Annotated in this window: 22 protein-coding genes; 5 read left to right on the top strand and 17 right to left on the bottom strand. The window is 73.7% G+C overall.

Features of this window, described 5'->3' with window-relative positions:
* Positions 1-90 precede the first annotated feature (90 nt).
* The gene (gene trpB, locus FRANEAN1_RS09500; protein ID WP_347177050.1) at positions 91-1,479 is read right to left on the bottom strand and encodes a tryptophan synthase subunit beta; all 1,389 of its coding nucleotides are present in this window, start codon (positions 1,477-1,479) and stop codon (positions 91-93) included.
* A gap of 149 nt (positions 1,480-1,628) precedes the next feature.
* Positions 1,629-2,435, bottom strand: coding sequence for an indole-3-glycerol phosphate synthase TrpC (trpC, locus tag FRANEAN1_RS09495; protein WP_020459536.1), 807 nt, complete (start codon positions 2,433-2,435; stop codon positions 1,629-1,631).
* A gap of 971 nt (positions 2,436-3,406) precedes the next feature.
* On the opposite strand from trpC, the gene FRANEAN1_RS09490 reads away from it, so the two are divergent.
* Positions 3,407-3,637 carry a hypothetical protein gene (locus tag FRANEAN1_RS09490; protein ID WP_041253912.1) on the top strand — a complete coding sequence of 77 codons (231 nt, stop codon included), beginning with the start codon at positions 3,407-3,409 and terminating at the stop codon, positions 3,635-3,637.
* Between the two features lie 3 nt (positions 3,638-3,640).
* Here FRANEAN1_RS09490 and FRANEAN1_RS09485 read toward each other — a convergent pair whose 3' ends face one another.
* The 7 genes from FRANEAN1_RS09485 to priA all read right to left on the bottom strand — a co-directional run bounded on the left by FRANEAN1_RS09485 (position 3,641) and on the right by priA (position 12,225).
* Positions 3,641-4,261 (bottom strand): Trp biosynthesis-associated membrane protein, encoded by a 621-nt coding sequence (locus tag FRANEAN1_RS09485; protein ID WP_020459534.1) that lies wholly within the window; start codon positions 4,259-4,261, stop codon positions 3,641-3,643.
* The gene (locus FRANEAN1_RS09480; protein ID WP_020459533.1) at positions 4,258-5,835 is read right to left on the bottom strand and encodes an anthranilate synthase component I; all 1,578 of its coding nucleotides are present in this window, start codon (positions 5,833-5,835) and stop codon (positions 4,258-4,260) included. The genes FRANEAN1_RS09485 and FRANEAN1_RS09480 overlap by 4 nt, the downstream gene beginning before the upstream one ends.
* Complete coding sequence (gene hisI / locus FRANEAN1_RS09475) at positions 5,832-6,296, bottom strand: phosphoribosyl-AMP cyclohydrolase (RefSeq protein WP_041253910.1); 465 nt, start codon at positions 6,294-6,296, stop codon at positions 5,832-5,834. Before hisI ends, FRANEAN1_RS09480 begins: the two co-directional genes overlap by 4 nt.
* A 94-nt stretch (positions 6,297-6,390) precedes the next feature.
* The gene (locus FRANEAN1_RS09470) at positions 6,391-8,157 is read right to left on the bottom strand and encodes an ABC transporter ATP-binding protein (protein WP_020459531.1); all 1,767 of its coding nucleotides are present in this window, start codon (positions 8,155-8,157) and stop codon (positions 6,391-6,393) included.
* Positions 8,154-10,334 (bottom strand): ABC transporter ATP-binding protein, encoded by a 2,181-nt coding sequence (locus FRANEAN1_RS09465; protein ID WP_020459530.1) that lies wholly within the window; start codon positions 10,332-10,334, stop codon positions 8,154-8,156. Before FRANEAN1_RS09465 ends, FRANEAN1_RS09470 begins: the two co-directional genes overlap by 4 nt.
* Positions 10,335-10,726: 392 nt before the next feature.
* Positions 10,727-11,491 carry an imidazole glycerol phosphate synthase subunit HisF gene (gene hisF / locus FRANEAN1_RS09460; protein WP_020459529.1) on the bottom strand — a complete coding sequence of 255 codons (765 nt, stop codon included), beginning with the start codon at positions 11,489-11,491 and terminating at the stop codon, positions 10,727-10,729.
* Positions 11,488-12,225 (bottom strand): bifunctional 1-(5-phosphoribosyl)-5-((5-phosphoribosylamino)methylideneamino)imidazole-4-carboxamide isomerase/phosphoribosylanthranilate isomerase PriA, encoded by a 738-nt coding sequence (priA, locus tag FRANEAN1_RS09455; protein WP_020459528.1) that lies wholly within the window; start codon positions 12,223-12,225, stop codon positions 11,488-11,490. Before priA ends, hisF begins: the two co-directional genes overlap by 4 nt.
* 108 nt (positions 12,226-12,333) lie before the next feature.
* Between priA and FRANEAN1_RS09450 the strand changes: the two genes are divergently transcribed.
* Genes FRANEAN1_RS09450 through FRANEAN1_RS09440 form a run of 3 tightly spaced genes read left to right on the top strand, consistent with a single transcriptional unit; the run spans position 12,334 to position 15,148 of the window.
* A complete protein-coding gene (locus FRANEAN1_RS09450; protein ID WP_049795611.1) occupies positions 12,334-13,218 on the top strand; it encodes an ABC-2 family transporter protein in 885 nt (294 codons plus the stop codon).
* Positions 13,215-14,168: an ABC-2 family transporter protein gene (locus tag FRANEAN1_RS09445; protein ID WP_157473121.1), complete on the top strand. Its 954-nt coding sequence runs from the start codon at positions 13,215-13,217 to the stop codon at positions 14,166-14,168. The genes FRANEAN1_RS09450 and FRANEAN1_RS09445 overlap by 4 nt, the downstream gene beginning before the upstream one ends.
* A 5-nt stretch (positions 14,169-14,173) precedes the next feature.
* Positions 14,174-15,148, top strand: coding sequence for an ATP-binding cassette domain-containing protein (locus FRANEAN1_RS09440; RefSeq protein WP_020459525.1), 975 nt, complete (start codon positions 14,174-14,176; stop codon positions 15,146-15,148).
* 77 nt (positions 15,149-15,225) lie between these two features.
* On the opposite strand, the gene hisH is transcribed toward FRANEAN1_RS09440, so the two are convergent.
* The 4 genes from hisH to hisD form a co-directional block, all read right to left on the bottom strand.
* Complete coding sequence (gene hisH, locus FRANEAN1_RS09435; RefSeq protein ID WP_020459524.1) at positions 15,226-15,840, bottom strand: imidazole glycerol phosphate synthase subunit HisH; 615 nt, start codon at positions 15,838-15,840, stop codon at positions 15,226-15,228.
* Positions 15,837-16,424 (bottom strand): imidazoleglycerol-phosphate dehydratase HisB, encoded by a 588-nt coding sequence (gene hisB / locus FRANEAN1_RS09430; protein WP_020459523.1) that lies wholly within the window; start codon positions 16,422-16,424, stop codon positions 15,837-15,839. Before hisB ends, hisH begins: the two co-directional genes overlap by 4 nt.
* A 138-nt stretch (positions 16,425-16,562) precedes the next feature.
* Complete coding sequence (locus FRANEAN1_RS09425) at positions 16,563-17,924, bottom strand: histidinol-phosphate transaminase (protein ID WP_020459522.1); 1,362 nt, start codon at positions 17,922-17,924, stop codon at positions 16,563-16,565.
* The gene (gene hisD / locus FRANEAN1_RS09420; RefSeq protein ID WP_041253909.1) at positions 17,921-19,222 is read right to left on the bottom strand and encodes a histidinol dehydrogenase; all 1,302 of its coding nucleotides are present in this window, start codon (positions 19,220-19,222) and stop codon (positions 17,921-17,923) included. The genes FRANEAN1_RS09425 and hisD overlap by 4 nt, the downstream gene beginning before the upstream one ends.
* Positions 19,223-19,339: 117 nt before the next feature.
* On the opposite strand from hisD, the gene FRANEAN1_RS09415 reads away from it, so the two are divergent.
* The gene (locus FRANEAN1_RS09415) at positions 19,340-20,095 is read left to right on the top strand and encodes a class I SAM-dependent methyltransferase (protein ID WP_020459520.1); all 756 of its coding nucleotides are present in this window, start codon (positions 19,340-19,342) and stop codon (positions 20,093-20,095) included.
* 2 nt (positions 20,096-20,097) lie between these two features.
* Here the strand turns inward: FRANEAN1_RS09415 and FRANEAN1_RS09410 are convergent, their stop codons facing one another.
* The 4 genes from FRANEAN1_RS09410 to FRANEAN1_RS09395 all read right to left on the bottom strand — a co-directional run bounded on the left by FRANEAN1_RS09410 (position 20,098) and on the right by FRANEAN1_RS09395 (position 24,871).
* Positions 20,098-20,886, bottom strand: a complete 789-nt coding sequence (locus FRANEAN1_RS09410; protein ID WP_020459519.1) for a DUF2071 domain-containing protein — start codon at positions 20,884-20,886, stop codon at positions 20,098-20,100.
* Between the two features lie 326 nt (positions 20,887-21,212).
* Positions 21,213-22,838, bottom strand: a complete 1,626-nt coding sequence (locus tag FRANEAN1_RS09405) for a hypothetical protein (RefSeq protein WP_020459518.1) — start codon at positions 22,836-22,838, stop codon at positions 21,213-21,215.
* A 51-nt stretch (positions 22,839-22,889) separates the two neighbouring features.
* Entirely contained in the window at positions 22,890-23,804 is a 915-nt protein-coding gene (locus FRANEAN1_RS09400; protein WP_020459517.1) for a class I SAM-dependent methyltransferase, read from the bottom strand.
* 311 nt (positions 23,805-24,115) lie between these two features.
* Positions 24,116-24,871, bottom strand: a complete 756-nt coding sequence (locus FRANEAN1_RS09395) for a class I SAM-dependent methyltransferase (RefSeq protein WP_020459516.1) — start codon at positions 24,869-24,871, stop codon at positions 24,116-24,118.
* Positions 24,872-24,945: the final 74 nt, after the last annotated feature.

Genomic DNA, 24,945 nt, shown 5'->3' with positions numbered 1-24,945 from the left:
GCGCCGGCTGCTCCTGGGCCCATGCCTGCTGGGCCGACTGGTCGTGCGCCACTTGACTCCGCACCGTGCGTCCGTTCCTCGTCGTTGTCGTCAGGCGGACGGTTCGGTGGCCGGGGCTGCGCCCTCGCCCCGAGACTCGGCGTCCGTGTCGTCCGTGTCCAGCAGATCGAACCAGCGGGCGGCCGTGTCGACGTCCTTGTCCCCCCGGCCGGAGCAGTTGACCAGGACGACGGCGTCCGGGCCGAGCTCACGGGCCACCTCGAACGCGCCGGCGAAGGCGTGTGCGCTCTCGATCGCGACGAGGATGCCCTCCGTCCGCGCGACCAGTGCCAGTGCCTCCATCGCGGCACTGTCGTCGACCACCCGGTAGCTGGCCCGGCCGGTCTCGTGCAGGAGGGCGTGCTCAGGGCCGATGCCCGGGTAGTCGAGCCCGGCCGAGATGGAATGGGAGACCTGGGTCTGGCCGTCCGCGTCCTGGAGGAGGAAGGTCCGCATGCCGTGCAGGACCCCGGGCGCGCCCCCGGCGATCGCCGCGGCGTGGCGGCCCGTCACCACTCCGTCGCCGCCGGCCTCGCAGCCAATCAGGGCGACCTCGGTGTCCGGGATGAAGCGGTGGAAGACGCCCATCGCGTTCGACCCGCCCCCGACACAGGCGACGACGGCGTCGGGCAGGCGGCCGAGCAGGTCGAGCGTCTGCTGACGCGCCTCCACGCCGATGATCCGCTGGAAGTCACGGACCATCATCGGGAACGGGTGCGGGCCCATCACGGACCCGATGCAGTAGTGGGTCGAGTCGACGGTGGCCACCCAGTCGCGCATGGCCTCGTTGATGGCGTCCTTCAGGGTGCGGCTGCCCGACGCGACGGGGACCACCTCGGCACCGAGCAGGCGCATCCGGGCGACGTTGAGCGCCTGCCGGCGAGTGTCCTCCTCGCCCATGTAGACGACGCACTCCAGCCCCAGCAGGGCGCAGGCGGTGGCGGTGGCCACGCCGTGCTGACCGGCTCCGGTCTCGGCGATCACCCGGGTCTTGCCCATCCGCCGGGTGAGGAGGCACTGCCCGAGAACATTGTTGATCTTGTGTGAGCCGGTGTGCGCGAGATCCTCGCGCTTGAGCAGGATGCGCGCGCCACCGATCCGCTCCGTGAGCCGGTCGGCCGAGGTCAGCGGCGTCGGGCGCCCGGCGTAGCTCGCCAACAGGCGGTCGAGCTCATCGACGAAGGCGGGGTCGACCCGGGCGGCCTCGTAGGCCGCGGTGAGCTCGTCGAGCGCCGCGAACAGCGCCTCCGGGACGAACCGCCCGCCGAAACGGCCGTAGTGACCGGCGGCATCCGGTACGGCCTGCCAGTTCCCCGCCGCCTGGGCGGCCGACCACGTGCCGACCTCGACCGGGCCGGTCGCGCGGCTCGGGTCGGTGGCACGGCTCGGATCGATGGCGGAGGTCGGGTCGGCGGTGGTGTCGACGGATCGAGCTGTCACGGCCTCGACTGTACCGGCGCCCACCCCCACCGAGGTGACGTGCGGGGCCGGGCCCCGCCCGGAGACGCTCCGAACACAGAGCACCCGTGCGGGGCCGGCCGGCGACCGCTCGGCCGACCGCCTGCCGCAGCGCCCGAGCGGTCGGCGGGTCAGTGCGCGATACGGGTGGCGGGATGCGTTCCAGCGGTCACGAGATCGGCGACGAACTGGCGCGGGTCGCCGCCGGTCACGGCGGCCTCCCCGACCAGCACCGCGTCCGCCCCGGCACCCGCGTACTGGAGCAGGTCGCGCGGGCCGCGCACGCCGGACTCGGCGACCTTCAGCACCCCCTGCGGGACCATCGGCGCGAGCCGGGCGAAGGTCTCCCTGTCCACCTCGAGGGTGCGCAGGTTGCGGGCGTTGACCCCGACCAGCCGGGCGCCCGCGTCGAGCGCCCGCAGCATCTCGGTCTCGTCGTGCACCTCGACCAGCGCGGTCATGCCCAGCGACTCGACCCGCTCGAGCAGCCCGATCAGCCTCGGCTGATCGAGTGCGGCCACGATCAGCAGGACCATGTCGGCGCCATGCGCCCGCGCCTCGAGGACCTGGTACGGCGAGATCACGAAGTCCTTGCGCAGGACGGGGATGTCGACGGCCACCCGGACGGCGTCCAGATCGGCCAGCGAGCCGCCGAACCGCCGCTGCTCGGTGAGGACGCTGACCGCCGCGGCGCCCGCCTGCTCGTAGAGCGAGGCGAGCGCCGCCGGATCGGCGATCGTCGCGAGCGCACCCCTGGACGGCGAGCGGCGCTTGATCTCCGCGATCACCGAAACCCGCGGTGCGCGCAGCACCGCCAGCGCGTCCCGGGGATCGGGTACACGCTCAACACGTTGTTTCAGAGCTGCCAGGGACGTTTCCCGCTCACGGACGGCCAGATCTGCTCTGACCCCGTCGAGGATCTCCTCGAGAGCGTTCATCGCCCCGCGCTCGCGCCAGTCGCGGCTGCCATGCCGCCGATGGTAGGGCAGTCTCGAGCCCGAGGCCCGTCGCCCCCACCCGCGACGCCGAGCCGTCACGATTCGTGGTTGTCCACGCATTGGCCATCCGAGTGGCCGCACCCCTGACGTCGACGTCGAGGCCAGACCAACCCAAGAGATCACAGGAAGAGCGACGGAGCCCCGACTGACGGTAGTGGTGCTCCTGTTGGCCCTGACACCGGGCGCACTCGCGCGACCACGGCACGACACCTGGGCAGACGCCTCGCGACACGCCCGCGCACCCGGCACTTTGACGGTCCACCACCGACCCGTATCATCGAACACACGTTCGAACACGAGTGGATTCGGGAGGCGCGATGTGGAGTGACGAGCCGAGGCCTCGAGACGCCGCGGACGCGGCACGGAGGTCAGATACGGCCTACCCGCGGGCCCGCCGGGGCGGCTCGGAACGGCTCGTCGCGGCCTGGTCCGCCGCCGCCGTGTGGTCCGCTCGCCGGGTCTCCGGCGGCATTCCCACCCCCGCCGGGCCGCCCGTTCCGAGTGCGCCGGAAGGTGGCGCCGACGAGAGGATCAGCCAGAATTCGCGATCATCGTCCCGAGTACGCGGCGCGGCGTCGGAGCGCCCAGCGCCCGGCCAACCCGCCACGAGCCCGGGTGGCTCCGCGGCTCCCCGGCCCACGGGCCCGGCGGCCATTGGCGCAGCGGGTGCCGCGGACCCCTCCCCGGCGAGTCCCGTGGCCTGCGGATCAGTGGGCGCGGCGCCGCCGCGGCTCACCGCCCCACCAAGTGCCCAGACCGAGACCGGCGGAGGCGGTACCGAGGGCCGCAGAGCGCCTGAGGAGCGTGCCGGCGGCACGGGTCGGGCGGGGCTCAGCGGCGCGCCAGACACGCCCGGCCGCCCTCCGCGGCCAGGCCCGGGCACGGCGTCCCGCGTTCCCGTGAGCGATCCGGTGACGGAGCATGACCTGCTGATCGTGCAGGTTCAGGATCTCGACCGCCGCATCGCGCGGATGGACGAGCTCATCTCCCTGCTCGAGGCGGACATCGAGCGCAATGACCTGGCCTTCGCCGCCCTGGCCGGCCAGCGGCTCCGGCTCACGACGGCAGATCCCGAGCAGAAGGTCGACGGCGCTCCCGCCCCCGCGCGGGACGCGTTCCCCGAACGAGAGGAGAAGTCCTGATGGTCAGGTGGGGTCCTGGCCCCGCTCGATGGCGTCCCAGGCGTCAGCGGGTGCGGCTGCGCGGGCCTGGTAGCGGCCGGACATGGCCGGCCAGGTCCCGGCGCGCGCGACGACGACGGCACCCGTGATCGCGAGCACGAGACCACCGAAGGAGGCGAGCCATGGAGCCACGGTGCGGGAAAGATCGAGGATGGTCGGATCCCCGATGGGGACGAGCGCCCTGACCTCGTCGGTCCCCCGCACCGCGGCCATCGGGTCGAGGGCGATCCCGCCGACGATCAGGAAGATCGCGACCCCTGCACTCGCCAGGAGCACGCCCACCAAGGTCCGCCCCACGCGCCTGGTCGCGATGATCGCCACGGTGGCGGCGAGCCCGAGCAGCGCCAGCGCGGTGGCGGCCGGGGCGAGCGATTCTCCCGACCACTTCACCGGCAGGGGCGCCGCCACGGCCGAGGCCTGCCCGCCCGTGCCGGCCTGAACTTGGGCCGAGACCCAGGTCGCGCTGGCGCTGAACAGGACGACGGCGGATCCGACCAGGCACGCGACCATGGCGAGCGCCCGCTCCCGGCGGGCGCCGGGAGCGGGGCTTCCTGCGGGCGCGGGCAGGTCGGCGGGCGCTGTCATACCGGCGGGCGGAGCGACTCCGCCACCTCGATCGCGCGGAGAACCGCCGCGGCCTTCGTCCGGCTCTCGAGATCCTCGGTGTCGGGAACGGAGTCCGCCACGATCCCGGCGCCGGCCTGCACGTAGGCCATTCCTGAACGGAGGACCGCTGTGCGGATGGCGATCGCGGTGTCGAGGTCACCGCCGAAATCGAGATATCCCACGACCCCGCCGTACAGGCCGCGCCTCGTCGGCTCGAGCTCGTCGATGATCTCCATGGCCCGCACCTTGGGCGCTCCCGACAACGTCCCGGCGGGAAAGGTCGCGGCGAGGACGTCGACCGCGCTGCGCTCGGGCGCCACCTCACCGATCACGGTGGAGACGATGTGCATGATGTGCGAGAACCGCTCGACGGACGCGAACTCGACCACCCGCACCGATCCGGGCACGCAGACCCGCCCGAGATCATTGCGGACCAGGTCGACCAGCATCACGTGCTCGGACCGTTCCTTCGGATCGGCCAGGAGCTGGGCAGCCAGTTCGGCATCGCGCTCGGGGGTCTCGCCCCTCGGCCGGCTGCCCGCGATCGGGTGCAGCAACGCCCGGCGGCCGGTGACCTTGACGTGCGCCTCCGGCGACGAGCCGACCACATCATGATCGGCGAACCGCAGCAGGTACATGTAGGGGCTGGGGTTCGACGCCCGCAGGACCCGGTAGACGTCGAGGGCGTCAGCGGTGGTGGGGCGCTCGAACCGCTGGGAGACCACGATCTGGAAGCACTCCCCCGCCCGGATCTCCTCGATCGACCGCTCGACGGCAGCGTGGAAGCCGCCGGGCGGGGTTGCGGAGGCGAAGTCGCGCACGCCCGTGGACGCCCCGGTTGTGGTCGCCACGGTCGGCTCACTCCACTTGCCGAGATCTGCCGTCATCACCTCGATGCGGTGCACCGCATCGTCGTAGGCGGCGTCCAGCTCCGCCCGCCGCGCGGACGGTCCGCCCGCCGCTCCTGGGCCAGCCAGGTCCGCTGCTTCGGCCGGGTCGGCCGGGTCCCCGGCGCCGGTGAAGATGTTCGCGACGAGCTGGCACGATCCGTCGGTGTGGTCGAGGACGGCCAGGTCGGTCGTCAGGAGCATCCGCAGCTCGGGCATCCCGAGATCGTCGGTTGCCCGGGCGGGCAACCGCTCGATGCGCCGGACGATGTCGTACGAGAGGTACCCGACCAGGCCGCCCAGCAGCGGCGGAGTGCCACTCGGCCGGGCCGAGCAGAGCTGGCGTTCCACGGCACGCAGGACATCGAGCGGGTCGCCGTCGAGCGGGACACCGGGCGGCGGGGTTCCGTCCGTCCAGGCGGCCTGCCCGTCCCGTTCAGTGAGTGTGGCCGCGGCACGGACGCCGACGAAGGAGTAACGCGACCACACGCCCCCGTGCTCGGCAGACTCGAGCAGAAACGTCCCCGGCCCGCCGGCCAGCTTGCGGTAGACCCCGACCGGTGTCTCGCCGTCGGCGAGCAGGCGGCGGGACACCGCGACGACCGGCTGGCGCGCGGCGAGCTCGTGGAACTCCGCCCGGCTCGGTGTGATCTCGCCGGTGGTCATCGTGGTGCTCCCGTCGTCGGCGCCGGCGCCGCTGCCGGCATGGACATGGGCGTGGAGGTCGGCGTCGGCGTGGGGTTCACGGCCGGGGGCTGCAGGGGCCGGGCGCCGCCGACCTGCAGCTCGCGGGCGGTGAAGCAGGTACGCGTGCCGGTGTGGCAGGCCGGGCCCACCTGGTCCACCTGGACCAGCACGGTGTCGCCGTCGCAGTCGAGGGCGACCGACCGCACCCACTGCACGTGCCCGCTGGTGTCGCCCTTGACCCAGTACTCGGCCCGGCTGCGGCTCCAGTAGGTGGCCCGGCCGGTGGTGAGGGTCCGGTGCAACGCCTCGTCGTCCATCCATCCGACCATGAGCACCTCACCCGAGTCGTACTGCTGGGCGACGGCCGGGAACAGTCCGGAGCCGTCCCGCTTGAGCTGCCGGGCAATGGCGGGGTCGAGATCGGAGGCACGTGCGGTCACCCGCCCATTCTGCCCCCCGCGGCCAGCAGGCCTCCAGGTCACCACGGCAGGCGGGCCGGGACCCGCCGACCGGGGTCACCCCTCCGGGTGGCGGTCAGTGCGACGAGACCCCGGCCGCCCAGGATTCGTGCAGCCGCCGGTAGACCCCGGGCACGGCGACCAGCTCCATGTGCGTCCCGCGCTGGACGACCCGCCCGGCGTCGACCACGACGACCTCGTCGGCGGCCTCCGCGGTGGAGAGCCGGTGCGCGATGGTGACGGAGGTGCGTCCCCTGGTGAGCTCGAGCAGGGCCGTGGCGATCTTCACTTCGGTCGCCGGATCGACGGCGGAGGTCGCCTCGTCGAGGACGAGCAGGTCGGGGTCGGCGAGTTGGGCACGGGCAAGCGCCACGAGCTGGCGTTCGCCGGCGGAGAGCAACTCGCCGCGTTCCCCCACCGGGGTGGCGATGCCGGCGGGCAGGCCGGCGAGCCAGTCGCCCAGGCCGAGCTGCGCGAAGGCGTTCACGATCTCGGCGTCGGAGGCGTCCGGCCGCCCGTACCGGACGTTGCCGGCGACGGTGAGGTCGAACAGGAACCCGTCCTGCGGCACCATGACCACCCGGCCCCGCAGCGAGTCGAACCGCACCTGGTTCAGCGGGACGCCGCCGATCAGCACGGTGCCGTCGGTGGGGTCCATGAGCCGGGTGAGCAGCTTCGCCATCGTCGTCTTGCCGGAGCCGGTCTCCCCGACGACGGCCACCCGCCGGTGCGACGCGAGGTCGAGCGTCACGTCGTGGAGCACCGGCGGGCCGCCCGGGTAGGCGAATCCGACATGGTCGAACCGCACGCCGAGCGGCCCGTCTGGCAGCGCCACGCCACCGGTGTCCTCGGCCGGGTCGCGGACGTCCGACGGGGTGTCGAGGACGTCGAGGACCCGCCGCAGCCCGGCGAAGGCGTTCGCGCCGTCGTTCAGTACCTCGGTCAGTGACTGGATGGGCATCACAAACAGCGTGAGGAGGAACAGGAAGGCCACCAGCTGCCCGGTGGTCAGCGACCCGTCGACGCCGATCGCGACCCCGACGATCACCACCCCCGCGGTGGTGAGCGCGGCGACCGTCTCGACTCCGGCGAACACCCCCGCCACCAGGGTCTGGGCGTGGGTCTGTGCGGCGCGGTAGTCCTCCACCGTGCCGTCGATGCGCCGGGAGGTGCGGTCCTGCGCGCCGTAGGCCCGCACGACCTGGGCGCCGACCACCGACTCCGAGATCGCGCCGAGCATGTCCCCGACCCGCTCCCGCACCTTCCCGTACCGCACCGCCAGCCGCTTCTGGAAACGCCGGGTGGCGATGACCAGCGGGACGAAGAACGCGTACACCAGCAGGGCCAGCTGCCAGGAGTAGACGAACATGAGGATCGTGGCGATCAGCATCTGCCCGGTGGCGACGATCAGCATGACGCCGCCGAACTGGAGGAACTGCGACATCGTGTCGATGTCACTGGTGACCCGGGAGGTCAGCGAGCCGCGCCGCTGCGCGGACTGGCTCAGCATCGACAGGTCGTGGACGTGGCGGAAGGCCCGGACGCGCAGGGTGGCCAGCGCGCTCTCGGAGACGCGGTAGAGCCGCACGTTCATCCGGAACGCCGCGAGTGCGGTGATCAGGATGGCGACCGCGGCGAGGGCCACCGAGACTCCGACGAGGCCGAGGTCCGCTCCGCCCTCCCAGACACCGCGGTCGAGCGTCTGCTGGACCACGACGGGGATCACCACCTTGCCCACGGTGGCGGTCACGGCGAGGGCCAGGGTTCCGGCGATGCCGGCGGTCAGCTCCGGCACGAGCCGGCGCAGCCGGCCCCCGGTCGCCCACAGGCCGTCGGAGCTCATCGTGCGCCCTCCTGGTCCGGAACCGTCAGCACTCCGACCGAGGCCGCGTCGACAGGCGCGGCGGTACCCGATGCGGCGGTGTTCAGCCCGGAAGAGCCCGGCGCCGGCACCTGGTGAGGCCCGGGCTCCCCCCGCGTTCCCGGGGTCGGCCCGTCGCCGGTCCCGGCGTCCGTGTCCTCGTCGTAGGCCGTCAGCAGCTCCGCGTAGCCGGGCGAGCTGGCCAGAAGCTCCCGGTGGGTGCCCTGCGCGGTGACACGGCCATCCTCCAGGTGCACGACCTCGTCGGCGAGCTCGACGGTGGACCGCCGGTGCGCGACGATCACCACCGTCGACGCCCCCGCCCGCTCCCGCAGCCCGGCGAGGATGGACGACTCGATCCGCGGGTCGACGCTGGACGTCGCGTCGTCGAGGATCAGCAGCCGCGGGTCGCGCACGAGCGCACGAGCGAGGCCGATCCGCTGGCGCTGACCGCCGGAGAGCGTGGTCCCCCGCTCCCCCACCCTGGTGTCGAGGCCGGCTGGCAGGGCGCGGACGAAGCGCTCCGCCTGGGCCCGGCGCAGGGCCTCCCACACGGTCTCGTCGTCGACGTCCAGGCCGAGGGCGACGTTCACCCGCACGGTGTCGTCGAACAGGAACGTCTGCTGGGGGACGAGCGCGACCGCGCGGGTCACCTCGCCCATCGCCAGGTCACGCAGGTCCACACCGTCGATCCGGACGGTGCCCGAGTTGGGGTCGACCAGGCGAGCGAGGAGGTTCACCAGGGTCGACTTGCCGGCACCGGTGCGCCCCGTCAGCGCGACCACCCGGCCGGGGGCCACATCGAAGGTCACCCCGTGCAGCGCCTGCCACACCGCCCCGGAGGCCGGCGAGACCGCCCCGGTGGATGGCGACCTGGCGGCGGGGATGTTCGCGGAGGTGTCCGTGACGTCGTCGTGGTCGCCGGCGGTCTGCACCGGGTAGCCGTATCCGACGCCGGTGACGCGCAGCGCCGCCGGGCCGGAGCCGGCGAGGGCGGCGGAGCCGAAGCCGAGGCCGCCGCGGGCCGTGAGCACCGCGTCGACCCGCTCGTGCCCGACGACGGACCTGGGCAGCTCACCGAAGACCCATCCGATCGCTCTGATCGGGAAGGCCAGCAGGGTGAACAGGTAGGCGACCCGAACCAGCTCACCGACGGTGAGCGAGCCGCCGTCGATGCGGACCGCTCCGACGACGATCACGGCCAGCACGCCGAGGTTGGGCAGCGCTTCCATGACCGGGTCGAACATGCCCCGGACCTGGCCCGCGCGGACCATCGCATCGCGCAGCTCGCCGGCCTTGACGGCGAAGCGGGCCGTCTCGTCGGCCTCCCGACCCAGGGTCTTCACGACGAGCGCACCGTCGAAGGACTCGTGGGCGACCCCGCTGACCTCGGCTCGCAGGCGCTGGGCGCGGCCGTAGAGCGGCGACACCCACCGGCCGTAGACCACGTTGACGACACCGAACGCGGGGAACACGACACAGCCCACCAGGGCCAGCAGCGGGTCGGTCGCGATCAGCAGGGCCAGCGCCGCGGCGAGCATGACCAGCACGCCGGCGGCGAACGGCAGCGGCGCGATCGGCGCCCACGTGGCCTCCACGTCCGCGTTCGCGTTGGACAGCAGCGAACCGGTCGAGTGCCGCTGGTGCCAGGCGAGCGGCAGCCGCAGGTACTGGCGGGTGACCCGACGCCGGTAGGTGGCCTGCAGCCGGTACTGCATCATTCCGGAGACCAGGCGGCGGAAGAACATCCCGGCCGCCCGGGCGAACCCGATGCCGACCATGATCAGCGCCGCGCCGATGACGGCGCTCCAGTCGGCGGCGCCGTCGTCGATGCTCGGGACGAGGACGCGCTCGGTGATCTCGCCAAGGGCGAGCGAGCTCGCGACCGTCGCCAGCGCGTAGAGGGAGCTGCCGGCCAGCGCGATCAGGAAGACCCTGGGCTCCTCCCGGACGGCGATCGCGAGCACGCCCAGCCCGCGCCTGATCACCGTGGGCGAGCCCGCCGCGACGGGCCGGGGCTCCGCGGCAGGCTGGGGCTCCGCGGCAGGCTGGGGCTCCGTGGCAGGCTGGGATGCCGCGGCGGGGGGCCCAGGCGAACCGGCACCGCCGGGGGCTGCTTCCCTGCGGGTCACCTCGCCGGACGCGGGGTCACCGGGCACTGGCACTCCTCCGTTTCACGGGCGGCCGCGGAACACCCGCCGCGGCATCGGTGGCCGCCGCACGCCGTCCCCCGGGCGACACGGCCGTTCGTCACTCAACGCGCAACCCGGCGGTAACAGTCCCGGTCAGACGCCTGCTCACCAGCGCGACCCGGACACGGTGCCCGCCGGCTCACCACCCGGACGACCAAGGCGCGCCCGACATCCTGGTCCGCGCGAAGGCCGCCGGCCCGGCAATGACCCAACCGACCGCTGATGGACAACCGACGTTCGACCCGCGTTCGAGGAAATGCCCACGGCCGGCGCCACCAGCCGATCCGTGCCCCGGCCGCAGCCGTCAGCCCGGCCGCAGCCGTCCGCGCCGCAAGCCGGCCGCGCGTTGCCCGCAGCCGTCAGCGCACCGCGATGGCGGCGTCGCGCAGCACCTTCTTCACCTCGGAGATCCGCATCCGCCCGAAGTGGAAGACGCTGGCGGCCAGCACGGCGTCGGCGCCGGCGCCGACCGCGGGGGCGAAGTGGTCGAGGCTGCCGGCGCCACCGCTGGCGATCACCGGGACGTCCACCGCCGCGCGGACCGACGTGATCATCTCCAGGTCGTAGCCGTCCTGGGTGCCGTCGGCGTCCATCGAGTTCAGCAGGATCTCGCCGGCGCCCAGCTCGACGGCCCGCGCGGCCCAGGCGACCGCGTCGATGCCGGTGCCCTGGCGCCCGCCGTGGGTGGTCACCTCGAAGGCGGGGCCGCCCGGCTCGCGGGAGCGGCGGGCGTCCACCGAGAGCACGATGCACTGGCTGCCGAACCGCAGCGCGCACTCGCGGACCAGCTCCGGGCGGGCGACGGCTGCGGTGTTGATCCCCACCTTGTCGGCGCCGGCGCGCAGCAGCCGGTCGACGTCGTCGACCGAGCGCACCCCGCCGCCGACGGTGAGCGGGATGAAGACCTGCTCCGCCGTGCGCCGGACGATGTCGTACGTGGTCTCCCGGTTTCCGCTGGACGCGGTGATGTCGAGGAAGGTCAGCTCGTCGGCGCCCTCGGCGTCGTAGAGCCGGGCCATCTCGACCGGGTCGCCCGCGTCCCGCAGGTCGGTGAAGTTCACACCCTTGACGACCCGCCCGCCGTCGACGTCAAGGCAGGGGATCACCCGGACGGCGACGGTCACGGTGCGCCCGCCGCGGGCACCTCCGCCGCGACCGCGAGCGCCTCGGGCAGGGTGAACGCGCCGGCGTAGAGCGCCTTGCCGACAATGGCGCCCTCGACACCGGGCACCGTCGCGATCACGCGCAGGTCCTCCAGGGAGGAGACGCCGCCGCTGGCGACCACCGGCCGGGTCGTCGCGGCCGTCACGGCCCGCAGCAGCTCGACGTTCGGGCCGGTGAGGGTCCCGTCCCGGCGGACGTCGGTGAGCACGTAGCGGGCGCAGCCGTCGGCGTCCAGCCGTGCGAGCACCTCGTAGAGCTCGCCGCCCTCGCGCGTCCAGCCCCGCGCGGCGAGGGTGGTGCCACGGACGTCCAGGCCCACGGCGATCCGGTCGCCGACCCGGTCGATCGCCTTGCGCACCCACTCCGGGTCCTCGAGCGCCGCCGTGCCGATGTTGACCCGGGCCGCGCCGGTGGCCAGCGCGGCGTCGAGGGAGTCGTCGTCCCGAATGCCGCCGGAGAGCTCCACGGCCACGTCGACCGAGCGGACGACCTCGGCGATCAGGTCACGGTTGGACCCGCGGCCGAAGGCCGCGTCGAGGTCGACCAGATGGATCCACTCGGCGCCGTCGCGCTGCCAGGCCAGCGCCGCCTCGCGCGGGTCGCCGTAGGAGGTCTCGGTTCCGGCCTCGCCCTGGACCAGGCGGACGGCCAGGCCGTCGGCCACATCCACCGCGGGTAGCAGCGTCAACGTCACATCCCCACCCTACGGGTCACCCGGCCCTCGAGGAGGCGCACCACCGGACCACACGAGTTGCCGCAACCTGGGATCCTCCGACCACGGATCGCTCTAGCGTGGTCGGCGATGACCTTCGACGTGGCAGGCCAGGCGTCGACGCCCGGAGCCACCGGGCGTGCCCTGGCCAGCGCGCGGATGTGGGGAGTGATCGCGTCCGGCGGCGCGCGCCGATATGTCACCTACCGGGCGTCGATCGCGGCCTCGATCGTCGCCAACATCGTACTGACCGTGCTGCGGGGGCACCTGGCGCTGGCCGTGTGGGAGCAGCGCCCCGGGCTCGCCGGCTACGACGTCACCTCGGCGGTCACCTTCGCCGTGGTCGGACAGGCGCTCGTCAGCACCTTCGCCGTGTTCGGCGGCATGATCGACCTGCCCTGGCGGGTCCGCGAGGGCACCGTCGAGGCCGACCTCGTCCGGCCGGTGGGCTTCCAGCGGTGGTGGTTCGGACTGGAGGTCGGGCGGGCCGGGGTGTACCTGGTGACCCGCGCGGTGCCCGCGGGTGTGGTCGGAGCGATCCTGTTCGACCTGCGGCTCCCCCGGTCGGTGGGCACCGGCGCGCTGTTCGCCGCGAGCCTCGCGCTGGCCCTCCTGGTCAGCTTCGGCATCCGTTATCTGGTAGCGCTCAGCGCGTTCTGGCTGAGCGACGACCGGGGGGTGCAGGCCGTCGCGGCGCTCGTGATGATGTTCTTCTCGGGCGCCGTGCTGCCCCTCGGCCTGTTCCCCGGCGTGCTCGGGACGATCGCCGGGTTCCTGCCGTTCGGGGCCGTCGTCCAGGCGCCGATGGACCTCTACCTCGGGTCGACGGCCGGCGGCACCGCCTACCTCGGCAGCGCGACCGGCGGCCCGGAGCGGATCCTCGCCTACCAGGCGGCCTGGGCGCTGCTGCTGTGCCTGGCCGGCCACGTCCTGACGACCGCGGCGCTGCGCCGGCTCGTCGTCCAGGGCGGCTGACGGTGACCACGGACGAGGCCGCGGCGGCCGCCACCAGCACGAGCACCGCCACGCCCGCCACCGCCGGCACCAGCGCGAGCGGCGCCCGTATGACCGGCACCCGCACGACGGTGCCCGACAGCGGCGCGGGTGGCCGGCTCGGGCTGGTGCGGGCGGAGGTGGGCCACTACCTGCTGCTGGTCGGCGCCGCGTTCCGCTCGGCAGCCCAGTACCGGCTCTCGCTCGTCCTCTACACCCTCGTCGAGATGGCGGCGACGGCGCTGGACCTGGCCGCGATCGGCATCGTGTTCGCCCACCTGCCCGACCTGGACGGCTTCTCGCTCGCCGAGGTCGCCTTCCTCTACGGGACGTCCGCCCTGGCGTTCGCCATCGCCGAGGCCACGGTCGGCCCGCTGGACCGCCTCGGATGGACGATCAAGGACGGCAAGCTGGACCCGATGCTCACCCGCCCGGTCAGCGTGCTCGTGCAGGCCGCGACGGCGGACTTCTCCCCGCAGCGGCTCGGCCGGGTGGCGCAGCCCGCCGCCGTCCTCGTGATCAGTCTGGCCGCGCTCGACGTGCCCTGGACCCCCGGCCGGATCGCCGCCGTCCCGGCGATGATCGCCAGCGGGGTCGTGATCAGCATGAGCCTCGCCGTCGGCACCGCGGCGGTGCTGTTCGTCGCCCCGGACGCGACGACCGCCGTGAGCGCTGTCCGCCAGGGCGCGGAGCTCGCGACGCAGTACCCGCTGACCGTCTACGGCCGCCGGACGGCGTTGCTGATGACCGTGGTGCTGCCGATCGCCTTCGTGAACTGGCAGCCGGCCCTGTTCGTGCTCGACCGGGCCGACCCGTTCGGCCTGCCGGGGTTCACCCGGTTCCTGTCCCCTGCCGTGGCCGTGGTCACCTCGGTCCTCGCCGGGGCGGCCTGGCGGCTGGGCCTCCGGCACTACCGCGGCACGGGGAGCTGAGCGCCATGACCGACGTCATCGACGTCCAAGGAGTCAGCAAGACGTTCGTCGTGCGGCGACGCGCGGGCTGGATGCGCCGGGAGCGGGTAAACGTCCACGCGGTGGCGGACCTGTCGTTCACGGTCCCGGCCGGGGAGATCGTCGGGTATCTCGGTCCGAACGGAGCCGGCAAGAGCACCACCATCAAGATGCTGGTGGGCATCCTCACGCCGTCCGGCGGGCGGCTGCGGGTGGCCGGGCTGGACCCGTCGCGGCAGCGCCTGCGACTCAGCCGGCGCATCGGGGTCGTCTTCGGCCAGCGCTCACGGCTGTGGTGGGACCTCCCGCTGCGCGACAGCTTCGAACTGGTCCGCCGCATGTACCGGATTCCAACGCCGCGGTACCGCCACAATCTTGAACATTTCGTCGAGGTGCTGACGCTGGCGCCGTTCCTCGACACCCCGGTGCGGCAGCTCTCGCTCGGCCAGCGGATGCGCGGCGACATCACTGCCGCCTTCCTGCCCGACCCGGAGATCGTCTACCTGGACGAACCGACGATCGGCCTGGACGTCGTGTCGAAGGCGGCGGTCCGGTCCTTCCTGGCGCGCACCAACCGCGAGGCGGGGACGACGATCGTGCTCACCACCCACGACATGACCGACGTCGAGCAGCTGTGCCGGCGGGTGATGGTCATCGACCACGGCCGGCTGGCCTTCGACGGCGAGCTCGAGACGCTGCGCGAGCGCCTCGGCGGCACGCGGACGCTGCGGGTCGACCTCGCCGAGCCGCTGCCGGCGATGACCGTCGAGGGGGCGCGCGTCGTGCAGGTGCACGGCGCCCGGCAGTGGCTCGAACTCCCGGCGGGTGGCAGCGCGGCACCGCTGGTCAGCGAGATCGCGGCCCGCTACCCGCTGGTCGACCTCTCGGTCGGCGAGCCGGCGATCAAGGACGTCATCGCCCGCCTCTACACCACCGACCGACTCGCCCCCGACGCCCCCTGATCAACAGGGCCGGAGCCGACGCCTGCGCCTGTGGCGGCGGCGGCTGCGGCGGCTCGGCGGCTGGCCGCTGCAGGTGGTCAGCTCAGGGTGCGCAGCCAGTTCCGCAGGACGTGGGCACCGGCGTCGCCGGACTTCTCCGGATGGAACTGGGTGGCCGCGAGCGGTCCACGCTCGACCGCGGCGGCGAACGCCTCGCCGTGTTCGGCGACGGTGTCACCCGCCCGCGCCGCCGCCGCGTAAGAGTGCACGAAGTAGAAACGCGTCTCCGCGTCGACGCCCTCGAACAGGACCGACTCCGGTGGGGGCGTGACGACGTTCCAGCCCATGTGCGGCAGGACCGGCGCCGTCAGCCGGCGCACACTCCCCTCGAGCACGCCGAGGCCCTCCGTCCGTACACCATGCTCGTCGCCGAGCTGGTAGAGGATCTGCATGCCCACGCAGATCCCGAGGACCGGTCGGCCGGCAGCCAGCCGCTCACGCACGACCTCGCCGCCGCCGACCGCATCCACACCCGCCATGCACGCCGCGAAGGCGCCGACCCCGGGGACGACGAGCCCGTCGGCGGCCCGGGCGGCGTCGAGATCCGCCGTCACCGTCACCTCGGCACCGACCCGGGCGAGCGCCCGCTCGGCCGAACGCAGGTTCCCCGAGCCGTAGTCGAGGACGACGACGTCCGGCCGCGGGCCGCTCAAAGCACGCCCTTGGTGGACGGCACGCCGGCGACCCGCGCGTCGAGCGCCACAGCGTCGCGCATGGCCCGGGCCACCGACTTGAACTGCGCCTCGACGACGTGGTGGGCGTTGCGCCCGGACAGCACCCGCACATGCAGCGCGATCCGCGCCGAGGCGGTGATCGACTCGAAGATGTGCCGGGTGAGCGTGGTGTCGTAGGTGCCGATCAGGCCGACCAGCTCCGGCTCGACGTGCACGCAGTAGGGCCGGCCGGAGAGGTCGACGGCCGACTGCACCAGCGCCTCGTCGAGCGGCACGGTCGCGTCGCCGAAACGGCGGATGCCCGCCTTGTCGCCGAGCGCCTCGCGCAGCGCGGTGCCGAACGCGATGGCCGTGTCCTCGACGGTGTGGTGCGCGTCGATGTGCAGGTCGCCCTCGGTGCGCACGGTGAGGTCGAAGCCCCCGTGCTTGCCGAGCTGCTCCATCATGTGGTCGAAGAACGGAACGCCGGTCTCCGCCGATGCCAGGCCCGTCCCGTCGAGGTCGAGCTCGATCAGGACGTGCGACTCCTTGGTCTTGCGCTCGACGCGAGCGGTACGTGCCATCGTTTCCCTCGGGTTCTCCACTGGTACGGCGCTGGACCGGCCGGCTGGCTGTTTGGTCGGTCCGGGCGGTCGTACCGGTCCGGATGTTCGGGTCGGTCCGGATGTTCGGGTCGGGTCGGGTCGGTCCGGCCCGGTCGGTCAGGAGCTGATCTCCGCGGCGGCGCGCAGGAGGGCCGGGCGGGCGGTCAGCACCCGGCGCAGCGCGTCGAGGAAGGACTCTGTCTCGTTCGGCAGGCCGGCCGTCACCCGCAGCCAGCCGTCGAGGCCGACGTCGCGGACGAGCACGCCGGCGTCGAGCAGGCCCTGCCACACGGCGCGCTGGTCGGTGAAGTGGCCGAACAGCACGAAGTTGGCGTCGCTCGGAGCGGTCACGCAGCCGAACTCCGGCAGGGACCGGACGAGCAGGTCGCGCTGTGCCTTCACCGCGTCCACTGTGCCGAGCAGCTCGTCGGCGTGGGCGAGCGCGGTGCGCGCGACCGCCTGGGTGAACGACGACAGGTGGTAGGGCAGGCGGACGAGCTGCAGCGCGTCGACAACCGCCGGATGCGCCGCGAGGTAGCCGACCCTGGCGCCGGCCAACGCGAACGCCTTGCTCATCGTCCGGGTGACGACCAGCCGAGGGTGGTCGGGCAGCAGGGTGAGCGCGCTGGGGACGCCGGCCCGGCGGAACTCGCCGTAGGCCTCGTCGACCACGACGACACCCGAGCCGACCTCGGCCATGGCGTCGCAGGCGGCCGCGATGACCTCCGCGCCGAGCGCGGTGGCGGTGGGGTTGTTCGGCGAGCACAGGAACAGCAGCGCCGGGCGGTACCGGCGGATCGCGGCGGTGACCCGGTCGGCGTCGAGGGTGAAGTCCGCCGCGCGGGACTCGGCGACCCAGCCGGTGGCGGTCGCCAGCGCGATCAGCCGGTGCATCGAGTAGGACGGCTCGAAGCCCACCGCCACCCGCCCCGGACCGCCGAACGCCTGGCAGAGCTGCTGGAGGATCTCGTTCGACCCGTTGGCCGCCCACACCTGGGCCGCGTGCACGCCGAAACCGGCGTCCGGGGTCAGGTAGTACGCCAGATCGGCGCGCAGAGCCTCGGCCTCCCGGTCGGGATAGCGGTTGGCCTCGGTCGCGGCGAGGGTCGCGGCCTTGCCGAGCGCGTCCACGAGCCCGGCGGACGGCGGGTGCGGGTTCTCGTTGGTGTTCAGCCGCACCGGGACGTCGATCTGGGGCGCGCCGTAGGGCGACATCCCCCGCAGGTCGTCACGCAGGGGCAGGTCGTCCAGGGTGACGGGCCGCCACGGGGCACGGTCGGCCGGGGTGGCCGCAGCGGAGCGCAGCCGCCCGCGGCCACCGACGGGCGCGCCCTGGCCGGCCGGCGCCCCCGGGAGCACCCCGCTGGGACCTGCGCCGTCACCCAGGCCGGCGCCGTCACCCAGGCCGGGGCTGTCGCCCAGGCCGGGGCTGTCGCCCGAGGGGGCGCCGTCACCCGCTCCGCTGATGTTCCCGGTCATCGGGCCCGTACCTCCACCGCGTCGACGTGGGCGATCAGGTCCTCGGCTCCGCCGAGCGCGGCGATGCGGGGCGCGACGTCGGCGAGCGCCTCGGGGCCGCACTCGACGACATGGACCTGGCGCTGGAAGGCGGACACGGCGAGGCCGCTGGAGTGCCGCGCGGTGCCGCCGGTGGGCAGGACGTGGTTCGAGCCGGCGAGGTAGTCCCCGAGTGGCACGGGCGCGTAGGCGCCGACGAAGATCGCGCCCGCGTTGCGCACCCGGGCGGCGACACCCGCCGCGTCCGCGGTGTGGATCTCCAGGTGCTCGGCGGCCCAGGCGTCGACGACCGCGAGACCCGCGTCGACGTCGGCGACGATCGCCACGGCGCCCTGGCCGGCCAGCGCCTCAGTGACCCGCTCCCGGTGCCGGGTGGCGGGGACCTGCTTGTCGAGCTCGACGTCGACGGCGTCGGCCAGCTCTGGCGACGTCGTGACCAGCAGGCAGGCGGCCATCGGGTCGTGCTCGGCCTGCGCGATCAGGTCGGCGGCGACGAAGTCGGGGCGGGCCGAGCCGTCGGCGAGAATGGCGACCTCGGTCGGGCCCGCCTCGGCGTCGACGCCGACCAGCCCGCGCAGCAGCCGCTTCGCCGCGGTGACGTAGACGTTGCCGGGGCCGGTGACGACATCGACGGCCGGGCAGCTCTCGGTGCCGTGCGCGAACATCGCGACGGCCTGGGCGCCGCCGGCCGCGTAGACCTCGTCGACCCCGAGCAGGGCGCAGGCGGCCAGTACGACCGGATGCGGCAGGCCGCCGTTGTCGACCTGGGGCGGCGAGGTCACCGCCAGCGAGGCGACGCCGGCCTCCTGCGCGGGGACGACGTTCATGACCACGCTGCTGGGGTAGGCGACCCGCCCGCCCGGCACGTAGAGGCCGACCCGGCCGACCGGGATCCAGCGCTCGGTGACCTTCGTGCCGGGGGCCACCTCGACGACCACCGGCTCCCGGAGCTGGGCCCGGTGCACCAGCCGCGCGCGGCGGATCGCCTCGGTCAGCGCGTCACGGACCGCCGGGCCGAGGGCCGCGAGCGCGCTCGCGAGCGCGTCGGCCGGTACCCGCAGCTCGGCCGGGCGGACCCGGTCGAAGCGCTCCGCGGCGTCGAGGACGGCCGCGTCACCACGGTCGCGCACGTCGTCGCAGACGGGGCGGACCGCGTCCATCGCGACGTCGACGTCCACGGCCGCCCGCGGGAAGAGCCGACGGACGTCCGACATGGTGGGCTGCGCGGAGCGCAGATCGAGCCTTCTGAGCACGCCCACGAGCGTATCGGCCCGACCGCCGGTCCGAGCAGTGGAACTCTTTGGGAATACCACACCGTGATACGGCGCGGGGCGCGGTGGCACCGGGACCCGGCCCGAGCGGGGTAACCTGCGGCGGTGAGCTCCAGTTCGGGCACTGCCCCCAATTCGGGCACTGCCCCCGCTCCGGGTACCGCCCCCGATCCGGGCGCCTCCCCCAATGGCGCAGGCAGGTACGACGGCAAGTCGGGCTTCCTGGCGCGGCCGCTGTATGCCTACCTGATGGCGCACGGCTCCCCGCCCGACGCCGTCCTGAGTGACCTCGCGGCCGAGACCGCGGCGCTCGGGAGCGTCGCCCGGATGCAGATTCCCGCCGAGCAGGGCTCGCTGCTGACGATCCTGACCGCGGCCCTCGCGCCGTCCCGGGCGATCGAGATCGGCACGTTCACCGGCTACTCCGCGCTGAGCATCGCCCGCGGCCTGCCCGCGGGCGGCCGACTGCTGTGCCTCGACGTCAGTGAGCAGTGGACGTCCGTCGCCCGCCGGTACTGGGAGCGCGCCGGGGTGAGCGACCGCATCGAGCTGCGGCTGGGGCCCGCCGCCGACTCGCTGGCCGCGCTGCCGGCGGAGCCGGTTTTCGAGCTGGCCTTCATCGACGCCGACAAGACCTCCTACCCCACCTACTACGAGCTGCTGCTGCCCCGGATGAAGCCCAACGGCCTGATCATCGTCGACAACGTCCTGCAGTCCGGCCGGGTCCTCGACGCGGACGTGACGGAGCCGAGCGCCGTCGCCGTGCGCGCGTTCAACCGGATGGTGGCCGACGACCCCCGCGTCCAGGTGGTCATGCTCCCCGTCGCGGACGGCCTGACCATCGCCCGCAAGCTGCCGTAGCCCTACTGTTCCGGACGGCCGATCCGGACGTCGACCCCGGGTGAGTAGTGCGCCAGTGGCTCGCCGGGCAGCGGCAGCAGGCCGGTGGCGCGGACGAGACCGTCGTCGATCTCCTCCGGGTGGGCCCGCCACAGCGGCCAGGGCTCGTGGTGGGCCCGCACCGCGCGGTGACTAGATCCGGTCGAGCTGAACACGATCCAGCGCGCCGTGAGGAAGTGGTCGAGCGGGCCGAGCTCGCCGGGCTGGTAGCGCGGGCCGAGCCGGATGCGCACCCGGCTCGAGGTACCCCGTGGGCCGGGCCAGCGGCGCCGGCACTCGTACCGGATCTCGCCCGGCCCCCCGGACGGCCCGCCGGTCTCGGTGAGCGTCATCGAGGCCCAGAGGTACGGCAGGCGGAAGCCGGTGCGCGCCACCAGCACTGCGCCGAGCCGGGCGGCCTCCAGGGAGAAGAACCAGATCCCGCGCCGGCCCCGCCGGTCCACGACGTAGGTCCGGACATTCGTCTCGCAGAAGTGGGACGCCCAGGGCACGGCGCGCCCGCCGGGCGTCGCGACGCGCATGTAGAAGGGCACCAGGCTCACCCAGGCCCGGTCGTCGTAGGTGTCGGCGGAGAGTTCGGGGGGCAGCAGCCGGCTGACGGCCTCGGGATCGACGGGCCAGTGCACGAACGTGAGCCGCTCCCAGCGCTGCGTCATCGTGGGCCGCTCGACGGTGAACGGGCAGCTGGGCTCGACGACAGGCCGGTCCGACCAGTCGTGCCCATCCGGCAGGCCGGGATGATCCGGACACATACTGGCATCGTCGCACCAGGTGGCTCAGGTCGCATCGGATGTCTCATTGGACCCGAACGGGGACCGGCCCGGAGGCCAGACGCCTGCGCCCATCGGGGCAGATCGAGGCCTCAGACAAGACCGCACCGCCGGGTCTGTCCTGTCACCGACGCCCCCGTGAGGGTTGTCGGGGCGGCGTGATCGGTTCCGCGGAACCGCAGCGGTTGAGTGACAGCCAGGACTCACCCAGTCGCCGCACATCACCGGGCGCCGGGATCTGACATGCATGAATCCCGTTCCCGGCCCCGTGCCCGCGCCCCGACCCTGTGTCATCGGGACGCTCTGCCTCACCAGGACGCCCCGGTTCCACCGGGACGCTCCGGCCCACCGCGCTCCGGCCCATCGGGGTCCGGCCCATCGAGAAGCCCGGCCTCACCGAGAGTCTCGGGCTCTTCGAGGAACTCCGACTCCTCCGAGTCGGAGTCCGGCGAGCCGGGGCCGGACGCGCGCGGCCAGGAGCCGTCCGGCCGGGAGGTGCCCAGCCCGGATGCGCCCCTGGGAGCGCCCGGCGAGGCGAATCCACCGGCCGCGCCGGGCCACCAGCCGCCGGGCCAGCCGGGGCCGGGCGCCCCGCCGTCACCGGGCCGGCGACCGCTCGACCAGCCACCGCTCGGCCAGCCACCACCGGGCCAACCGCCGTCCGGCCAGCCGCCGTCAGACCAGGCGCGGGCGGCAGGCCACGGTGGGTCCGGCCAACCGCGGAGCGCCCAGGGCGGGCCGACGAGGCCGGGCGGGGGCTGACGCCAGTACTGCTCGCGGCGGCGGTGCATCCACCAGAACCCGCCGATGAGGAGCGCGCCGGCCAGGACGGTCAGCGAGATACCCGACAGCCCGGTGAACGGCAGTTCACCCCCAGCCTGGCCCTTCCCGGTCCCGCCAGGCCCACCGGGAGGCCCACCCGCCGCACCGCCGGCAGCGGGAGCCGGGGACTCGGGCGGGGCCGCGCCGGCGGACGCCGCCGGGGGCCGCCGTTCGGACGCCACGGCCGCCTCGTCCGCGGCCGCCGCCTCCCCCGCGGCCGCCGCCTCCTCCTCGGCCGCCACCTCGTCGCCCGCGAGATCGCCCAGGGTCAGGCCGCCCAGTCGCGGGATGGAGCCGCGGTCGGAGACCACCGTGGCGCGCTGCTGGCTCTGGAGAAGCTGCAGGAGCGCGATGACCTCCCCCAGCGTCAGCCCGGTGGGCGTGGTGGGCGTGGTGGTCGAGCTACCGCTGTCCTTCGGGGGCCTGTGTCCGCCGTGCCCGTAGTCGGAGCTGTCGGCGTCATCGTCCGCCCCCGTCGGGGACCCGACCACGAGAACCGTCGCGGTGAGGGTGAGCGGGGACATCCCTGCGGCCGGGACCCCTGTGGCCCCGGCCGCCGCCGGCACGCCGGTGGCCGGGAGCGGGACCGCGCCCGGGGCGGCGACCGGAGCCGCGGCCGGCGGGGCACCGGCGCCGGTCGCGGTGAGCAGCTTCGTCCCCAGCGACATGAAGCTGACCGGGACCGCGATCCTCCCCGCGGCGTCCGCCGTGGTCGCGTCCGACGGGACGCCGTTGGCCGCGATCTCGACGAGCGTGCCCGGCGCGAAGCCGCACCCGCCGAAGGTGGTGCTCTCGCCGACCAGCAGACGCGAGTGGCCCACCCGACCCGAGCCGCACCCGGGAGCGGCCAGCGCCGCCGCCGTCCTCCCGGCGGGAACGGGCAGGGGAACGGCGCCGGGAGCGGACACGCCGCCGGCAGGGCCGGCCGTGAGGACAGGCCCCCTGGCAGCTGTGGGGACACCGGGGGCCGCGGGACCCGTCGCGGCCCCCGCGGCCCCCGCGAGCAGGACCTCCACCGTCACGATCAGTAGCAGAAAGACGGCCAGGACTGCACCCAGCGCAATCATCCGCCTACTGGACGGGACAGCTTCCAGACACGCAGGCACACTCATCGACGACCCCCACCGTCGCGGCTGGCGGCCTAGCCGTCGACAACCCGCAGCCTAGGAGCGACTACTCTCCGTGTCCATGACCGGCTGGGGTCCCGAAGGGACGGCGGGTAGCCGGCCCCGGCGCGCGGTGACCAGCAGGCGCCCGGCGCCCAGCCGGTAGGGCGTGCCGTCCGGATCGCAGTGGCGTCCGATGTCGGTGAAGCCCGCCGCGCCCAGCAGGTCACCGATATGCCCGCATGTGTAGACGTGATGGACGGCGGTGGTGTCCAGCACGTCGTCACCGCGGGTGAACCGGTATCTGCTGAGCATCCGACTGCGGGCCACGTCGTAGTCGACTGTCGCCTCCGTCGTGATGTCACCGGTCCGCATGACGCGCGCCTCGCCGGTGAAGCCGGGCAGGACGGACTCCGCCGTCGCGCCGAAGTCGAGGACGAGGCCCCCGCCGGGGCGCACCGCCGCGGCGAGGGAACGGACGAACTCCGCGGTCTGCGCGGGGGTGAGGTAGCCGAAACTGTTACCGAGGCACACCGCCGCGTCGAAGGAGCCCGACGGGGCGATCTCCCGCATGTCCCCGAGAACGAACTCGACGGCAGTGCCCGTGGCCGCGGCGGCGCGGCGGGCGTGCTCGATCGCCTCCGCCGACAGGTCCACGCCGGTCACCCGGTGGCCGCGCTCCGCCAGCGCGAGGCTGTGCCGGCCGCTTCCGCACGGGACGTCGATAATCCGCGACCCCGGCGCGAGCCCGAGGCGCGTCTCGACGAAGTCGACGTCGGCGGCGGTCATCTCCGGCGTCGCCGCGCGGCGCCAGAACTCGTTCGGCAGTTCGGTGAAGAACTCGGTGAACCACTCGGGCGAGGGTTCGCCGGTCTGGTCGGTGAGTTGAGTGGAGGAAGAAGGAACAGAAGAATGTGCGGACAACGCCGAGATCTCCTTGCTGGTGCTCTGCAGGGTGACGACATATGTCACCGGGCACCAGGAGTCACGCGCCGCGTCCCGCGGTCAGCGCTGAGCGCCACCGCGCCGGGTCGACGGGTGACCTCCGGAAGCCCGGGACTGTTCCCGGGCAGCCATGGCTTCCTCCACTGTCGGCGCCGGCTGTGTGTGTCCGGCGCTGCCGCGGTCACCGTAGGCCAGCCCGTCACGAGCCGTCAAAGTAATTTTCCGGCCGGCGGCGCGCAGTGTTGAAACACCCGCCTGGTCGGCACACCCGCGCCGGGTGTCGGCGGGATCGACTGACGAGACATCCAGGGCATCCCGGGGACGCCCACGCGCGAGTCTCAGGTGGGCTTGCGGGCCTCGATGAGAAACCGCGTCGCGTGCGCGACGAAGGACCCATCGGCCTGGATACGGTCATGCAGGGCCCTGAGCCGCGGACGGTACCGGGCAACGGTGAACCCGGGGACTATCCAGATAACTTTCCGCAGAAAGTAGATCACCGCTCCCACGTCGAAGAACTCGGTGCGCAGCGACTCCATCCGCAGGTCGACGACCTCCAGCCCGGCGGACTCGGCCTGGGCTCTGGCCCTGTCGGGGTGGCGCCGGTGCCGCATTCCAGGCGGCTGCGGCCCGAGGAAGTACTCGGTCAGTTCGCACACACTCCCCGGGCCGACCTGCTGGGAGAGGTACACCCCGCCCCGCCGCAGCACCCGGGCGATCTCCACCCACCCGGTGGCCACCGGATGACGGCTGACCACCAGGTCGAAGGCGTCGTCGGCGAAAGGAAACCCATCCCCGGCGGCTACCACCGCCACTCCCCGGGGACGCAGCAACGCGGCGGCGTTGGCAAGGTTCGGCGGCCAGGACTCGGTCGCCGCTGTCACCGCCGGCAACCTCGGCACCCCGGCGAGAACCTCCCCACCACCGGTCTGGACATCCAGCGCGACCGACGCCGACGCCATCCGCTCACCCATCAACCGGGCATAGCCCCAGGACGGACGCTCCTCGGTCGCGCGGCCCTCCAGCCACGAAAACCCCCAGCCATCCACAGGCACCGACTCTGCCTCGGCAACCAGATCCTCGAACGCGCGCGACATGTCCCGATCCTCGCAGCCTGCTCCCACCACCTACCCGAGGCCGCGGCGCCACACAGCCCCGCGAACAGCGCCAC

The organism is Parafrankia sp. EAN1pec, from assembly GCF_000018005.1.
GTDB classification, from domain to species: Bacteria; Actinomycetota; Actinomycetes; order Frankiales; family Frankiaceae; genus Parafrankia; species Parafrankia soli.
The sequence above is the reverse complement of the archived record's forward strand: the minus strand, read 5'-3'. Positions and strand labels throughout refer to the sequence as shown.

Coding starts and splice junctions, on each gene's coding strand:
- trpC (WP_020459536.1), bottom strand. CDS start 2,435: ATGAACGCTCTCGAGGAGATCCTCGACGGGGTCAGAGCAGATCTGGCC.
- FRANEAN1_RS09485 (WP_020459534.1), bottom strand. CDS start 4,261: ATGACAGCGCCCGCCGACCTGCCCGCGCCCGCAGGAAGCCCCGCTCCC.
- FRANEAN1_RS09480 (WP_020459533.1), bottom strand. CDS start 5,835: ATGACCACCGGCGAGATCACACCGAGCCGGGCGGAGTTCCACGAGCTC.
- FRANEAN1_RS09470 (WP_020459531.1), bottom strand. CDS start 8,157: ATGAGCTCCGACGGCCTGTGGGCGACCGGGGGCCGGCTGCGCCGGCTC.
- FRANEAN1_RS09450 (WP_049795611.1), top strand. CDS start 12,334: ATGACCTTCGACGTGGCAGGCCAGGCGTCGACGCCCGGAGCCACCGGG.
- FRANEAN1_RS09440 (WP_020459525.1), top strand. CDS start 14,174: ATGACCGACGTCATCGACGTCCAAGGAGTCAGCAAGACGTTCGTCGTG.
- hisB (WP_020459523.1), bottom strand. CDS start 16,424: ATGGCACGTACCGCTCGCGTCGAGCGCAAGACCAAGGAGTCGCACGTC.
- FRANEAN1_RS09425 (WP_020459522.1), bottom strand. CDS start 17,924: ATGACCGGGAACATCAGCGGAGCGGGTGACGGCGCCCCCTCGGGCGAC.
- FRANEAN1_RS09410 (WP_020459519.1), bottom strand. CDS start 20,886: ATGTGTCCGGATCATCCCGGCCTGCCGGATGGGCACGACTGGTCGGAC.
- FRANEAN1_RS09405 (WP_020459518.1), bottom strand. CDS start 22,838: ATGAGTGTGCCTGCGTGTCTGGAAGCTGTCCCGTCCAGTAGGCGGATG.
- FRANEAN1_RS09395 (WP_020459516.1), bottom strand. CDS start 24,871: ATGTCGCGCGCGTTCGAGGATCTGGTTGCCGAGGCAGAGTCGGTGCCT.